Below are 15256 nucleotides of genomic sequence, written 5' to 3'. Positions count from 1 at the left end.
GGCCCACGCCCGCCGACATGAGGACGCCCTGGCGGCCCCCGCGCCCGCCAGACCCGGCCCGGCGCCGATTCGAACCGTCCGAATGGGCGGTGGCGGTGGTCGACGTGCAGATCTGAACGACAACGACCGGTGCCGTATAAGGCACTGCTCATCGGTGTCGGCGCGCGGTTGTGGCCAGCGACCCAGCAGTCAGAGGGCCGTCGGCGGGACCCCACCACTACACCTCGCGGCTCGGCGCGGGGGCAGGGGGCCCACGGCCCGATCGATGCCGGCCCACCACCAGCCGTGGCTGGGCCGGCATCACCCCAAGCGCGCCTACGCCCAGACATTGGGTGCCGCATCCCTGGAGACATCATGAAGATCCGCACCGTGATATCGACCATCGTCGCCGCCGCTGCGGCGCTCGTGCTGTGCGCGGGCGGGCTAGGTGGCCTGATGGCTGGCGGCGCCGACGCCGAAGCGTGCCTTCCGGCAAGCATGTCACCGGCCAGCGCCACGCCCGTAGGGTCCGACCCGCCCACAGGATGGCCAGGCCCGAGCCGGTGGACCGACGAGCAGGTGAGCAACGCCGCGGCGATCGTCACCACCGGCGCCCACCTCGCGGTACCAGTCCGCGGCTGGGTCATCGCGGTCGCCACCGCGATGCAGGAGAGCAGCCTACGCAACCTTCCCGGCGGGGACCGGGACTCCGTCGGGCTGTTCCAACAGCGCCCCAGCCAAGGCTGGGGCACCCCAACACAGCTCCAAGACCCGGTCTACGCCGCCGGCAAGTTCTACGGCGCGCTGCTCACCATCGACGGCTGGCAGAACATGCCGTTGACCGAGGCCGCCCAGGCCGTGCAGATCTCGGCCTACCCCGACGCCTACGCAAAGTGGGAAGGCCCCGCCACCGCGCTCGTCATCGCCGTCGCGGACAGCGCCGGCATTCCCACCACAGGTCTGAACGAATGCGGTGCAGCCGGGCCGTGGACCCAGCCCGTCCTCGCCCCGGTCGGCAGTGGCTTCCGGACCCAGCAGAGACCACAGCACGACGGTGTCGACCTCAGCGTCCCCCGCGGCACGATCATCCGCGCCGCGTCCACCGGAACCGTCCGCACCGTCGCCTGCAACGCCGTGCACCGCGACAGCCGCGCCGACTGGGGCTGCCACCGCGACGGGCACCCCGAACTGACACGCGGGTGCGGCTGGTACGTCGACATCGACCACGCCGGCGGAGTCACGACCAGGTACTGCCACATGGACAAGCCACCGACGGTCGCCGTCGGCCAGCACGTCGCCGTCGGCCAGCCGATCGGTGTCGTCGGCTCCACCGGCCGTTCCAGCGGACCCCACCTGCACTTTGAGGTGCACCTGCACCCGACCGGCCCAATCGACCCGGTGCCCTTCATGGCCACCCAGGCGGCCCCACTCGGTCCAACTGGGCGATGACGGCTCGCAAGGTCGCCACCGGATGCCGGATCGTCCGCCGCAGCCACTGACTCACACACCAGTCTCGAAGAAGGAGAAGTCGTGTCCGATCAGCAACACCAGCCCTCCGCGCACCGCAGCGCTGCCGAATCCGACGCAGCGACTGGCAGCCACCTCGACACCCCTCACATCATGATCGGCGACGTCGGGGTCTTCGCCGGAGAATGGGCCGCCTACGACCACCTCGGCGAGATCCGCTACCCGACCGGTTTCATCGGTCGCCTCGACGCCCTGCGGGGGCGCGAGGACCGCTACGCCGTGTTCTCGTGCGACCGGAACACCGCCGAGGCGATCGTCGCCGAGCAGGAGCGGCTACGGGAGGAAACCCGGCAGCGGCTGCGGGCCGATGGCCGGCGCGGGGAGGACCTCGCCGTCGAGCTGGACCTGGCGTACGCGCCGCTGTACTTCGCCGACGATGAGATCGTCCTGGACGAGCGGCGCGTCCACGGCGAGGCCGACGGGTTGTCTCGGATCTGCCCAGACGGCGACGGCCGCTACACAATCTGCGGCTGGCAGTGGGAGTGGCGGATCGTCGACCCGGCCGACTGCGACCGCCTCGTCGGCACACCGCCCACCGCAGCCGAGCAGCCCACCCGGATCCCGCTGCGGCATAGTCCCCTGCACGTGCCTCACCACCGGCTCACCGTCACGAGCCTCGAGGAGACGGTGAGCTACACCGGGGTCCCGTTCACCGCCACGCTCTGCCTGGACGGCACCCCGGTCGGCCGGATTGAGAACGAGGGCAAGGGCACCTGGCTGCGGCATCACGATCCGGCCCGGTTCAGCCGGCGCGACATGCACGAGTTCGTGCTCGGCTGCCGCTTCCGGCGCCGACCGACGGTCGAGGAGACGGTCCTGGACCGCCTCGTCACCGAGTACAAACTCGAATACCGGCTAACCGCTCTGTCGCCGAACTCGATCCTGGCTAGAACGGTGAACGCCGACGGGGAATTCTGCGGCGATGTCGTCGACCTCGAATCCGTCAGCGGCCTTGGCCGATTCGACCGGGCCGATGGGTGGGCGGATCTCGCCGGCGTCCTGGTGACCTTCCCGACCCGGCCCTCCAGCGTGGCCTGGCAGGCGTGGCACCGCGGAAGGTGGCGTCCCGTACCGGCTCCGGCCACGCCCACCGATGCCAGCACCACCACGTCCTGAGACCACGCCGACACGAGACGGGGCGCAGCCGGCTCAGCGGCACGGACGGCCACTCCGGCGCGGCCCAGAAACACGACCATCGGACAACGCAGCCCCGCAGCCACCGGAGCTCGGGCTGCGAACACCCATCCCCATCCCCTTCAATCAAGGAGGCTCGATGCTTCATCCCCGTACTCAGCAGGCGTTCACCGGCATGCTCGCCGCTGCCGATAGGATCCGGGACCAGCACGGCTGGGATCTGGAACCGGACCTGCTGGCCATGTTCCACCTTCCGAACTCCGCGTACCCCGACCTGGTGCACTCCGATCTCCCGGTCGACTGGGGCGTGTGGCAGGACCTCTCGGCCGGAGGGCCGGACGTGCGGCCCGCCGTCGCGCTGCATCACCTGGCTGACGCGTTCGCGAGCCCCGCGATGCGGTCCTGGCTTCGTGACTGGCTGCGCCAGGATGGCCGGCGTTGCATCGGCTTCGCGATGGTCTTCGAAGCCTGGCTCGGCGCGGTCCCACCCGGCTACCGACACGGCGACCTCGCGCAGGCATCCGCGTCCGACCGGGTAGAGGCCCGTGTCGTCGCCGCAGTCGACATCGACGGGCGGCTCCACCGGGCCATCCGGGTGCGCGGCGCGCAGGTTCCCACCGTCACCACATGGGCGGTGCCACCGCCCCGGATCCGGGACACCCGGATCGCGACCGGGCTGACCCGCTTGATGCGCCTGGCCCGCGCCCTGTAACACCAGCACGGATCGGACAGGGTTCCCGCTCTGGCCGCGCCACCGCAACGGTAGGCGCCCGACGAGAAGCACCACCCCGCGTAGCCGAGGACGGCTATGCACGCTCTTCCCGCCCGCCGTGGCTCACCAACGCCGCCGCGCGTCCCGGGAAGGGGCGCGCGGCGGCTTCCCCCGCCAAGGAGCAACCAGGTCATGCCTGGTCCGCCAGGGGCCGACCGGCAACGTGCCAGCGCCGCCGCATGCGATCACCGTCGCTGGCCACGGAGACACCACCGTCGACGACCTCGCCGGGTAAGCAGGCCCGCATCCCGTGCGGGGCGGCTCGGTCCAGTGCCTGGTGGCCTCCACTCATGGCCGCTCAGGCGACCCCCACTAAAGGCTCGGGCGACATGTGGTACCGCGACCAAGGGCCGGCTCGCCTCGCCCTCGTAAACGTGATGGGTCCACCGACCTGTCCGTCACCAATCTCGATACATCGGGAGTCTCATGGGCTGTCGAACGCACATCGGTGTGCCCGGGCCGAACGACACATACAGGGCCTTCTACCTGCACTGGGGTGACCATCCCGTCCGCCTCATTCCCCGGATGCGCTCCACCTGGCGCGAACAGTTCGTCGGCGACACCGCCGCCTGGACCGCTGATCTGCTGCACCGACAGGCTGATGGCGATCCGCTGTGGCACGGTGACCTCGCTGAGCCGGTCGGTGACACCGAGTGGTTGTACCTCATACATCAACACCACGCCGCCGTCGAGGTCCACACCCCCACAACGGACGACCGATGGCAGCTCTACAGCCGTCACCTGCTGGCCACGCACCCGGACGACCTGTTCGTCTTCACCGGGGACGCAGTGCGCTGCTCTGGCTGCGGCACCGTGGACGAGGTCGAGTTCGCCACGCGAGCCACCACCGAAGCGGACGCGAAACCCGACGCGGTCATGCGCTGCGAGAACTGCGGTCGTACGGAGACGACCACCTCGAACTTTGCCACCCACCGCGCTTCGACCTAGCCCTGGTCTTCCACGACACGACATGCCCGCGGCATCCGGCGACCATCATTCCCTCGTCGCGGGCTAACGCAAAGGCGCAAAATCCGGGGCCGATCGGGTGGCCGTTGGACTCTGCCGACCCGCATTCGCTGTCGATGAGATCGCGGTGCGTGTCGCGGCGGGTTCTGAGGTGCGTCCATCGCTGCCATCGGTCTAAATCCGATCATCGCGGCAGATGGCTGCTGTGGTGCCCCGTAGGAAAAACCGTAGGCGCGACTGAAAGGACTGGTTGTGTTGAGTGATACTGAAGGCAGATCTATGGGTCGCCTTCCGGGCGGCCTGGAGTCCGTTCGACGTTTCGGCCGACGTCCGGTGCCGTGGGTGACACGTTGGTCGGGAGAGGACCTTCCTGACGAGTCGCTGCGTCTGGCGGTGGATCCCTCCGCTCGCGGGATTCGATTCCAAAAGTCCCATCCATCCGACCGCGACTCCCGCGGAGTGATGTGGATGCGCGAGAGTAGCGCCATCGGCGAGGGCGAACCACAGTGGTCGCAGGTCCACGGAGGCCGCCAGCGGCTCGCCATGCGTAGCCTCCGCTGCCAGGTATGTGGCGGGCAATTGGATCGCGAAAAGCCGCTGCCGTGGGTGTTCAGCGTCTCCGAACTGAGCGCGCTGCGCGAAGCCGAGGCGCGAGAACTGCCTGCGGTGACAGCGACCCCGCCCTGCTGCGTACCGTGTTCGAGGGTCGCCGCCAGGCTGTGCCCCCATCTCGTGCGGGATGGCTCGGTCCTGTGCCTGGTGGCCTCCACTGAGCCATGGGGGGCACTCGGCGATCTCTACGCGCTCGACAAAAAGGTGCGCGGAAGAGTCCTCATGCAATTCGGAGACCCTCGGATAGGGCTCCTACTCGGAAAACAAGCCCTCGTCGCCGTGGCCGGAATCGACGAGCTGTCGCCATCGAGTAGCGAACCTCGGCAGATCAGATAACGGCAACGCCCGACCGGCGGCTGTCTCAGTCGGTCGGCGGCCCTCTCCATACGACTTGAAGGACGGGCAGAGTCCAACAGTATGTGATTCGGACGTCCTCGAAAGGAAAAGTGATGTCGGATATCCTATCTACTTTCGGGCGGTTCGGCGAGACTCACAGTAAGGCGTGGTTGGCGTTGGCCGACGCACTCGACGCCAGCTTGCCGGTTTCGGATCCCGGAATGGCGATCTTCGCGACATTCGCTCGAGCCCAAGGGAAGGCGTGGCGAGGTCTTGCTGAGTCCGCCCCACCGTCGCCCGAACTCTCCACCACAGACCGACTGGAGGTGCCGGGTGTCCGCGGTGTGAGGGCGAAGCAGATTCTCGAACTGCCGCAAATGGCCACCGCCGACGGTATGGAGGCGGCGGAGATCGCGGCAGCGATCGGCTGTGATGAATGCAACATCTATCGGGTGCTTCGGCTTATGGAGCTCCACCGCCTTCTTGAGTCGACCGGCGTGAAGCCGAGGCGGTGGCGTCTGTCCGCCCGCCTGCACACTATGGGCGCGGTGTACGTGCGCCTGGCGTCGCGCCTGCGGCCGGGCGAGTGGACGACCAGCGGCGACATCTCCATCGCCGCACGCGGCGACACCAGGGCAGCTACGGCAATCAGCGACGCGGTTAGGGCAGCGCCGTCCTTCCCGCACCCCGAACGGATCCTGTTGGACGGTGGCCGGATCGATCCGACAGGGCGCCACGGCCGCGACGGCGGCATCGACCGGTGCCGGGAACTGCTGGAACAGCAGGGGGTCCGGTTCGCGGGGGAGGCCGCCGACCCTGCCCAGCGTGTCCTGTGGGACGAACTGCGCCGCCGAGACGAAGCGGCCGGACATGCTTGACGCGGCTGCCCAGCACGCATGCCCACCTCCCCACCGCGCCCAGCGCCTCACCCCGCCACGCATCCCCTGGCAGCAGTTCCCACGGGATGCCCGCCTGGCACTGCGCGCCAGCTCGACCGGCTGAAGACGTCTCGCTGCGACCCGCAGCCACCACATCACGGCTGCACCCGCCGAGTCACGTTGCCAGGCCATGTCCGAAACCACCGACCCCGACAAGGGAGCATCCTGTGCAACACCCCGATCCCGCGACGCGCAATCCACACCGCCACCACGACGAAAGTGGCGACAGCGCCTCAGCCGGAACCACGACGACCACGGACACCCTGACCTACCCGATCTCGCCCGACTATGTGAAGTCGTGGACGCCCGTGCGGGCGCTGTGCGAACTCATCGCTAACGCGCTCGACGAGGACCGCGACGCGCGCATCAGCTGGGCCGACGGCGTCCTGACCATCAGCGACCGGGGGCCTGGCATCCCCGAGGAAGGACTCGTCCTCGGCTACTCCACGAAGACCGAGGACCAGATCGGCCAGTTCGGTGAGGGCAAGAAGATCGCCTACCTCGTACTGGCCCGCAGCCCCGAGATCGGTGCGGTGCGGTGCGAGACCGTCGGCTACGGCTTCACCCCGACAGTCGAGCGGCATCGCCTGCTGGAGGGCCTGATCCCGTCAAGGTCTGGGCAGGGCGCCGAGGTCCTCGTCTATCACCTCTATCGCACCGACCGCACCCACGGCACCCTCATCACCGTCACGTGCTCACAAGAGCTGGCCGAGGAGGCCATCTCGCGGTTCCGTGCCCTGACCGAACCCGACTACGCACCTCCGCTGCCACCCGGACGGTGCGTCCTGGATGGGGCTGCGGGACGGATCTGGATCGGCGGAGTGCTGGTCACCACGGTGCCCGGCCTGCACGCCTCCTACGACTTGCCGCTGGGGGACAAGGCGCTGCAGAACCGCGACCGCACCGTCATCGACGCCGTCGCCCTACGCGGCGCGGTCCGCACCATCCTCGCCACCAGCGAGGACCAGGCAGTCATCGACCGGTTCGCCACCCACGCCCTCGCCGGCGGCGCGCTGCGCGAGCCGGAGCAGTTCTTCGAACGGGTGCACCATCCACGCGCCCGCGCCGCCTGGCGCATCTGGGCCCGCACCCATCTGGCGGCACAGACGTTCTACAACGGCTCCGGCAACGAGGAGGCCGCCCTTCACCTGGTCGACATCGGCTACACCGAGGTGGCCGCTCGTGGGCTGTCGACCTACGATCAGCGGGCTTTCATGGACCTGCTTGGTGTCGAGATCGCCAAGCAGAAGCAGGCACGCCACTACGAACGCAACCGCGACAAGACCACCTGGGTGCCCGAGAAGTCTTTGACCCACGCAGAGCGGGCGTTGCTGGCCGAGGCGAGTGACCTGGTGCGACGTGCTATCGGGGCGTTCGCGCTCGACCGGGTTCGGGTCTACTCCGACAGTGCCGAGACACCGTGCGCGGTCGGTTTCTACACCCCCCGCAACGGGGACGTGGCGATTCGCCGCGACACCCTGGCCAATCGGCACCTGACCCTGGGCACGCTTCTCCACGAGGCGGCACACCGCGTCGGACACCGTGGCGGTGGCCGATGGATGCCGGTGCCGGACTACGGCGACCGGTGCCGTGGCTTCGAGAACCTGCTGACCGAGTTCGGGTCACTGCTGCTCGGCTACCTGGTCGATGGCGGTGTTCTTCCCGAGCCGTCGGCCGCACCGCAGCCGGCGCCCTCGCCCCAGCGCAGGCGCTCCGCCGCCGACGACCCCGCTGTGCCGATCAGCCGCCGCGAGCTGGCGCACCTGCTCGCCGATCGGCTGCCCGAGGCGTTGACCAGCAAGGGCTTCGCCGACGTGAAGGACATGATCTCGTCCACTGCGGTGCATCCGGACTACTGGCGCACACTGACCAACCCCAAGACCGCAGGCCACCGCCAGGTACGGGGCGGTCGCGCATGGGACTACGACAAGGTGGCGCTGCTCGCCGAAGCGGTCGGAGTGCACCCACCGGTGGTCTGGCTCGGCTACCACCTGTGCGAGGGACCGATGCGCGGCCGCCGGCGGAAGAACTGGGGCCAGCCCGGCCCCTGGGCGACGGCCATGCGCGAGGCCACGGTGCGCGCCTGCGAGGACCTGGCGGCACTCGGTGGCGCGTACGCCGAGCAGATCCCGGCCCTGCGCGCACTGATGGAGGGCGTGACACCCACGCCGAGCGGCGAGGACAGCTGGCAAGCGCCAGCACGCGCGCTGGTGGGGTTGGAACGGAAGAGGCTCGGTCTCACCGTGGAACCCAACCAGTCCTGATCAGGGCGGCCGAGCGGCCGACGCGCCCTGGAACAGGAACATTACCGCCCTCGGAATGCAAAACCATCACGAACCGAGAGCGCATGCCGGGCGCGAACCGATGACACAGTGAGCTGATTTGCCCTCCCGCTCGTCATCCTGGCGCACGCGTTAGGTCGCGCAGTCACGTCACATCGTCATTGGTCGTCCTGACTATTTTACTTCTGGTCGCGTGCCGCATTGTCGGTGCCTAGCCGACTTGACCTTCTCCGATAGGGATGCGTTGCTGAACGCGGCCATCGTGATTCAGAAGCGAATGAATCCAACCAGCGAGATCCAAGGGAGAATCAGCATGCCCGAATTGCGGTACTCTTTTGTCGGGGTGCGTCCCGACACGGCCGTCCGTGCGTATCTGCCGGCTACTCCGAGCCTGCAGGAAGTAACTCCGTTTCCCCTAGGTGTCGTGCCCGACGACGCACACATCCTGGTGATCGGCGAGAACCCGGCGGTTGTCCTTCACGGGGATCTGGAGGCCATCCACGGTCGCCTGATGAAGGGGGTCGCCGAGGTCCTGCAACTATGGACTGACGAAACTCACCAGCCAGGAGAGTCCGCCACGGAGGACTCCGCGGCATCGCCGCCGCCAGCGAACCTGCCCGATTGGCGGCGGTGGGTGGAAAGCCCTCAAGCCCAAGAAGCCTCACCCGACGTGGCGGTCACCGAGTTCCACCGCACCGCGCCCGGCTTCTGGGACTCCATCGCTCACATGCTGACGGCCGCGCAAGCAGGCGCCGCCGCAGGCGACGCCGTCGCCGCCCTGATGCCATCCGGCGTGAACGCCCTCAAGGTACTGCCGTTGACCACCGGTGAAGCGATCGTGCAGGTGGACACGGGCGATGATGTCCGGCTCATCGCGGGCCCCTTCTCGCGATCGCGGTTGACGCCGAGCGTCAACGGCATCGACGCCGCCAGTGAAGCGCTGGCCGTGATCGCGGCGGAGGTATCCACGGTGATGGACTCCTATCGGACCCAGCCCCGCTAGGAACGCTCGCGGCGGCCCGATCTCGCCGTAGGTAAACCACTTGTTTCATGGACGCCGCTGTCGTCGACCGCACGGTCGATGACAGCGGCGTTTCCTACGCCGACGTTCACTGGGCCGGGAACGGCAGGTCAAAAGAGCACGCCGCGCTCGGACAGCGCCACAGCCGCGCGTCGTGGACGCCAGCGATTGCAGAAACGTCGGCGGCACCCTCATCGCGACATCGGGGGAGCCCGCCGCATTCGCCTATCTCTTCACCGCCGGACACCGATCCACAGCGTCCCCACAACCAAGCCTCCTGCGGATCGGCAGCAGAGGCATGTGTGTACCCGAAAGGAGAACTGTGACACAGCTCTGGTTTGACCTACGACAGTTCCTCAGGCACGCCGACGACACCATTACCAAGGCCACCGATGGCCCGACCGGCGTCCCGGATGCGTGGCTTGTCGTAGACATCCGCGCGGAGCGACTGTGGTTCACCCCCGCCAACGCGCCACGACCTCGTTCCGCCACCCTCACGGCCTCGCATCGTGACGGGCCGCCCGCCCAGGAATGGCCGCTGCCATACCGGCATCCCCTGACCGAACCGGGATCGGACGGAGAGTGCCTGCTGCACCACCTGCGCGCCGCGGCACAGCAGGGGCATCGATGGCTCGTCGTTGACGCGACCCTGCCGCCAACGATGCGTACCGAAGCCGCCTACCTCACCGACACGGTGCCGGACTCGGCAGCGTGGACGCCCGCCTACCTCACCACCGGGGATCTCGGCCCCTACCCCGGGCAGATCGCCCACGGCTATCAGCACAACGACAGCGTGATCGCGCGCTTCACGGCCGAGACCGTCGCGCGGATCGCCGCCGACGCGTCCGCCAGATCCCTGTCGAACCCGGAGCAGCCAGCCGACCTGCTGGTGCTGCGTGACTACGGCAGCGGCGTGGAGGTGCTCGCCATCAGCACCCCCGGTACGCCCACCGGTGGCCTGGCCCGGCCGGACGAACCGACGGCGGTCGGGCTGCGGCAATTCACCGCCGACGCCGACGGCTGGTACCGCCTCGCCGACAACCGCTGGCGCTGGCGTCACGTCGCCGCCACACCGCCGTCCCACACCGGGGGCGGGAGCAGATCCTCGGCGCCAGAGGTGTTCGAGCCAGACGGGCCGGACGCGATGCGGTGCTCCGTGTGCGGGGCGACCGGCTACGACATCGCCTACGACGAGGTGCCGTCGATGGCCGGCCACGGTGTCGACACCACCATCTGGTGCCGGATCTGCCGCTGCGCCGACATGTTCGCCGAGGAGGTCGGCTGGACCAGCCGCCGCACCATCTGGCCACCGGTCCTGGTCCACGCAGCAATCGATGCGTCAAAGGGGACACGGCGATGATCGATGACGACTGGGCTCCTGGCGAGGGGGACGTGATGCCCATGCTCTGGTGGGCGCTTCCCGACCAGTTCGCCCTCGTCACACGGGCCCGCTGCAGCGCGATACCCGGCCACCCGCTCATCGCGTTCGCCGACGAGTTCACGTCGACGCCGGTCGCCGGACCGCTGTACGTCGACCTTCGCACCTACACCGCCTGCGACACGACGTCCACGGACACCACGATCGAGCGGCGGATCTTCCAGGCCCTCACCGACGCCTTTCCCGACACGTTCAGCGTGGTCGTCGGGCGCGGCGGTCAGACGATGTGGCTGGCCCTACGGCTGACCAGGCTCACCGTCCCGATCGCCGCCGCGCTGCTCGAGCAACACGGACAACACCGGGCCGACCGACACGCCGGACCGAACTGACAGCCACAGGCCCGCCGGCATCTCCGAGCGCCAGCCGGCATCCGGTAACCCATCCGCGTGCTGGCGCCGGGCGGGCGGACGAACCCCGACCTATCGACGGGCAACCCAGCGCACCGCGCAGACGACCTCGCGCGGACGCGTCACTGGCCGCTGTACTTCGGCCCGGGCTGGCGACGGCGCCGGCAGCCACCCACACCGATACAGGCCGGCGCTGACCCCGGACGGCGCCACACGGGCCAGCAGCAGGTCCCTGCTGGCGTCCAAGCCCGCCAGCAGCCACCCGACCCGATTTACGCCATGCACGAAGAACACCAACAACCGAAAGGCTCCTCACTGTGTCCACCGATCCACACAGGCACGACGACACACCCGCACCCGGCGCGCCCGACGACGCCAGCGACCTGCGGCACCTGCACCCCGATCACATCGAGGTCGGCGACACCGCGGTGTTCGCCGGCCTTTGGGCCTGGGAGGACCGCGGGCAGGGCGAGCGGATCCCCGTTGGCTTCGTCGGCACCCTCATCGACCGTTGGAACGGCTGGGCGGTGTTCCGCTGTAGCCGGCAAGTCGCCGCGGAGATTGTCATCGAACAGGACCGTCTCCGGGAGGCGGAGCGGCGTTTGCTGCAGGCGGCCGGTTGCAGCGGAGCCGACCTCGCCGCAGCCGTCGATGAGGCGTTTGCCCCGATGGCGTGGGACGGCGACCAGATCGTCGTCGACGAACGAGTCACCTACGGCGATGCCGGCATCATCCGCATCGACCCCGACGTGGATGGCCAATACGTGGTCAAGGGATGGGCCTGGACCTGGACCGTCGTCGCGCCCGACGACTGCGACCGAATCGCTGGCCGACCGCCGACCAGGGACGAGCAGCCCCCACGTGTGACGCTGCCCCACAGCGGACTCCGGGTGCCGCACACCCGTATTGCCGTCACCGGCGTCGCGCTGCCCCACATCGGCCCCGACGTGCCGCAGCTGAGCCCCGCCAGCTCGTTGGTCGCCGTGCTCAGCCTCGACGGAAACCTCGCCGGAGTTGCCGACACCGACGGCCGTGAGCCACTGCGCTACCACCCGGTGCCGAGAAGCCGACTCGGGTCGGATCAGCTGGGGGAGTTCGTCGCCGAATGCCGCCGGCGAGGCCAGCCGGTCACCGTCGACACGGTCCTGCGCTGCCTGGCCGAGGAGTATCACCTGACGACGCAGGCACACCGCGCCGCCGCGCACGGCAACACGCTTGTGCGGCTCACCGACGCATCCGGCCGCACGCTCGTGATCGAGTCCGTGCCCACGCCTGCCGACGACCGCGCCCGCCACCACCTCGCGGAGACGTACGCCCGGAAGACGGCACGGTCGGATGGCCGTGCCTGGGAGATCTTGATTCCCCGCGGCTGGGCGCTACTCACCCCCGCGTCGCGCTGATCGCGCTGCGACCTCACCGCAGCGCCACGTATGCGAGCAGCGCGCTGTCACCTTCCATCGAACAGGAGAAACAATGATCGACACATGGCTCATCAGCAAGTACTGCGAGGTGGATGTCAGCGGCCAGGTGCTGCGCGACGCCATCCGTACTGAGGCTCCGACCGTGGCCAGTGAGCTGCGCGACGTGCTGACCAGGCTCACCTCCACCGAAGAGCAGCTTGCCAGGCTCCTGCCGGTCCTCGAGCAGGATCTGCGTGGCGTCGAACAGAACCTGACCGCGGGTCCCGGCGACCGGGCCCCGCTGGTGGAGTCCGTCGGCGTGCTCCAGGCACGGGCACCTCGCCTCGACGCCCTGGTCGCCAGGCGAGCCGCTCAGATCGAGCACCTGCAATCCCTGACTCGGGTGTGGGTGGCACAGCAAGCGGATCCCCCCGCGACCTCTACGGCCCAGCAGTGAGTTCGCTCCACCGCGGGGACGACCAGTCCCACCGCGGAGTCGCACAACCGAACCCGAGTCCTTCTCCAGGAGGAAGAATGCCGTGCTCGCAGCACCCGACCGTCGGCCAGCCGCTGAACGGCCGTATCGCGCCGCCCCAGCGTCGGTCTCACCGTTGTCCGTCCCGGCCCGGGGCGAGGTGATCGTGATGCCGATCAGAAGCCTGCTCGGTGTCGCGGACGACAACGGGCACAGCTTTGACGCCGTGCCCTTCGACGGCGGCGAACATCCTCAGATGATCGCACTGCTGCGGTGGTTGTGGGCGGACCAGTTCAACGCCGACACCGCCGCGTTGGTCGATGCCATGGTGCGCCGGCCGCGAACCTCTACCGCCGCGATGCGGTCGGATTCGGTGCACGCCGACCTGCGTACCGCGTCCTCGCTCAACGTCGCCGAGTGGCTGTATCTCGTCGACGTCCGTACCGAGCAGATCCTGGTCTACGAAGCCACGATCCACGACCGGTGGCTGCATCACAGCACCCACCCGCTGCGCACGCCCCCGCAACCGCGGCCGGCACACCCCAGCGACGGCACTGCGGTCGGGGACCCGTGGCGGCCGGCGAGCGTGAGCCTCGACGGGCTCTACACCAGCTGGCCGGCCAGAATCCTGGTCAACGACCACCGGTCGGACGCGATCGTGGTCCAGCTCGACCTGGCCACGCTCGCGGACATCATCGGGGCCGCCGTCACACTCGACCTCGCCCGACCGGACGGCATGCCCGCCATCGCCATCACCAACGGCACCGTCACCGCGACCTGGTACTCGAACAGCGACCACGAACAGGTCCAGCGAATCACGCCCGACGGCAACGGCGAGGTCGTCATCGGACCACACCTCATGCCCTGGACGCTGCCGCAGGAACAGGTCCTCGGCTACGACATCCACGCCGTCACGGCCAGCGCACCGGTACGGCAGTGGGTGTCACAGGACGAGTTCCGGGCACACCACCCGGACCTTGCGGCCTTTCCACTCACGACGGTCTGCGCCGCGATCCTCGACCTGTCGCCCCACATCCCGGCGGTGCTCGGGACCGACCGCACCCCCCACGTCGTGTGGCTGGTCGCGCCGACCCACGCCCTGATGGTCACGCCCGCCTCCGGCGAGGCTCGGCGCGGCCGGCGCGGCGTCACGCTGCCCCGCCCCCTGGCCGGCACCTGGTCATCGGACCCGGAGGTGGTGGTGCTGTCGCCGATAGCCGTTGCCGCCGCCTGCCTCAACCACCACAACCACAGGCCGTAGTCACCACCGCTCCTGACACGTCAACCTGACACGACCATCCCGGCCGGGACCCGCGCACCTGCTGCCACCGGCCGTGCGCCGGTCCGTGTCAGCAGAAGCGCCGCGTCCCGGCCGGGTCCGTGTCCGCCCCCGCGCGCCCCCGCGCGCAGAAGGACTCCCGCATGTGCCTGACCACACACCCCGAGCCCTGTGCGGCTGCCCGCCAGAAGGCGGTGACGGTCTCGTGAACGACAGCTTCCTGCATCGGGCAGCCAACGCCGCCGGATACCGCCTCGAACCACACCGGCTGGCCTACGCGGCCGTCACCAATCCCGAGGATGTCGCAGAGTGGATCGCTGGTGCCGCCCGATACGCCGCGGCGAACGCAATCCGCGGTGTCTTGCAAGACGCCGTGCAAACCCTGCGTGTCCGGCTCGCCGAGGCGTCGCTGGCGCGGCGCGGCGCGGACCGTGAGGCGCTCGACAGGGTGATGGACCTGCTCATCGCCATCGACGACGATTTCGAGGCTGCCCTGCGCGACATCGGCCACCACAGCGTCGCACTCGCGGAGATGGATCCACCGCCATTGGTGGACGACCCCACCGCCACCATCCTGCCCGCAGCCCAAGCCGGACGGCAGAAAGCATCCAACGGCAAGGCCACAGATCCGCTGCCCCGTGCCCGCCCCCATGACAGCGGCAATCCGTTGCCCCAGGGGCGCCGACGGCCCAGGGCGCGGCCGTAGAGGACCCGCACCACGTCGACCCAGGCCACACCCCTGCCGGACTG

The 15256-nt window shown here is 69.1% G+C and carries 13 protein-coding genes; all 13 read left to right on the top strand.

What is annotated here, in order from left to right:
* The first annotated feature begins 354 nt into the window (after positions 1-354).
* The 13 genes from C1I95_RS23690 to C1I95_RS23630 all read left to right on the top strand — a co-directional run bounded on the left by C1I95_RS23690 (position 355) and on the right by C1I95_RS23630 (position 15212).
* A complete protein-coding gene (locus C1I95_RS23690) occupies positions 355-1428 on the top strand; it encodes a M23 family metallopeptidase (protein WP_111216777.1) in 1074 nt (357 codons plus the stop codon).
* 81 nt (positions 1429-1509) lie between these two features.
* Complete coding sequence (locus C1I95_RS23685) at positions 1510-2622, top strand: hypothetical protein (RefSeq protein ID WP_146605804.1); 1113 nt, start codon at positions 1510-1512, stop codon at positions 2620-2622.
* Between the two features lie 157 nt (positions 2623-2779).
* Entirely contained in the window at positions 2780-3352 is a 573-nt protein-coding gene (locus C1I95_RS23680) for a hypothetical protein (protein WP_146605803.1), read from the top strand.
* A gap of 486 nt (positions 3353-3838) precedes the next feature.
* Positions 3839-4360: a hypothetical protein gene (locus tag C1I95_RS23675; protein ID WP_146605802.1), complete on the top strand. Its 522-nt coding sequence runs from the start codon at positions 3839-3841 to the stop codon at positions 4358-4360.
* Positions 4361-5439: 1079 nt separating this feature from the next.
* Positions 5440-6204 (top strand): hypothetical protein, encoded by a 765-nt coding sequence (locus C1I95_RS23670; protein WP_146605801.1) that lies wholly within the window; start codon positions 5440-5442, stop codon positions 6202-6204.
* 227 nt (positions 6205-6431) lie between these two features.
* Positions 6432-8528: an ATP-binding protein gene (locus tag C1I95_RS23665; RefSeq protein ID WP_111216767.1), complete on the top strand. Its 2097-nt coding sequence runs from the start codon at positions 6432-6434 to the stop codon at positions 8526-8528.
* Between the two features lie 238 nt (positions 8529-8766).
* The gene (locus C1I95_RS34855) at positions 8767-9549 is read left to right on the top strand and encodes a hypothetical protein (protein ID WP_146605800.1); all 783 of its coding nucleotides are present in this window, start codon (positions 8767-8769) and stop codon (positions 9547-9549) included.
* Between the two features lie 340 nt (positions 9550-9889).
* Entirely contained in the window at positions 9890-10927 is a 1038-nt protein-coding gene (locus tag C1I95_RS23655) for a hypothetical protein (RefSeq protein ID WP_146605799.1), read from the top strand.
* Complete coding sequence (locus C1I95_RS23650; RefSeq protein WP_111216761.1) at positions 10924-11334, top strand: hypothetical protein; 411 nt, start codon at positions 10924-10926, stop codon at positions 11332-11334. The genes C1I95_RS23655 and C1I95_RS23650 overlap by 4 nt, the downstream gene beginning before the upstream one ends.
* A gap of 335 nt (positions 11335-11669) precedes the next feature.
* Positions 11670-12752 carry a hypothetical protein gene (locus tag C1I95_RS23645; RefSeq protein WP_111216759.1) on the top strand — a complete coding sequence of 361 codons (1083 nt, stop codon included), beginning with the start codon at positions 11670-11672 and terminating at the stop codon, positions 12750-12752.
* Positions 12753-12825: 73 nt separating this feature from the next.
* Positions 12826-13209, top strand: a complete 384-nt coding sequence (locus C1I95_RS23640) for a hypothetical protein (protein WP_111216756.1) — start codon at positions 12826-12828, stop codon at positions 13207-13209.
* Between the two features lie 187 nt (positions 13210-13396).
* Complete coding sequence (locus tag C1I95_RS23635) at positions 13397-14488, top strand: hypothetical protein (protein WP_146605798.1); 1092 nt, start codon at positions 13397-13399, stop codon at positions 14486-14488.
* 223 nt (positions 14489-14711) lie between these two features.
* Positions 14712-15212, top strand: a complete 501-nt coding sequence (locus C1I95_RS23630; protein WP_111216752.1) for a hypothetical protein — start codon at positions 14712-14714, stop codon at positions 15210-15212.
* The last annotated feature ends 44 nt before the right edge of the window (positions 15213-15256 follow it).

Origin of the sequence: Micromonospora craterilacus, from assembly GCF_003236315.1 — a bacterium.
Taxonomy (GTDB): domain Bacteria; phylum Actinomycetota; class Actinomycetes; order Mycobacteriales; family Micromonosporaceae; genus Micromonospora; species Micromonospora craterilacus.
This window is presented reverse-complemented; position numbering and strand designations above follow the sequence as displayed.

What these genes read in the sequence shown, in the direction of transcription:
- C1I95_RS23690 (WP_111216777.1), top strand. Translation starts at nt 355, where the DNA reads ATGAAGATCCGCACCGTGATATCGACCATCGTCGCCGCCGCTGCGGCG.
- C1I95_RS23680 (WP_146605803.1), top strand. Translation starts at nt 2,780, where the DNA reads ATGCTTCATCCCCGTACTCAGCAGGCGTTCACCGGCATGCTCGCCGCT.
- C1I95_RS23675 (WP_146605802.1), top strand. Translation starts at nt 3,839, where the DNA reads ATGGGCTGTCGAACGCACATCGGTGTGCCCGGGCCGAACGACACATAC.
- C1I95_RS23670 (WP_146605801.1), top strand. Translation starts at nt 5,440, where the DNA reads ATGTCGGATATCCTATCTACTTTCGGGCGGTTCGGCGAGACTCACAGT.
- C1I95_RS23650 (WP_111216761.1), top strand. Translation starts at nt 10,924, where the DNA reads ATGATCGATGACGACTGGGCTCCTGGCGAGGGGGACGTGATGCCCATG.
- C1I95_RS23640 (WP_111216756.1), top strand. Translation starts at nt 12,826, where the DNA reads ATGATCGACACATGGCTCATCAGCAAGTACTGCGAGGTGGATGTCAGC.
- C1I95_RS23635 (WP_146605798.1), top strand. Translation starts at nt 13,397, where the DNA reads ATGCCGATCAGAAGCCTGCTCGGTGTCGCGGACGACAACGGGCACAGC.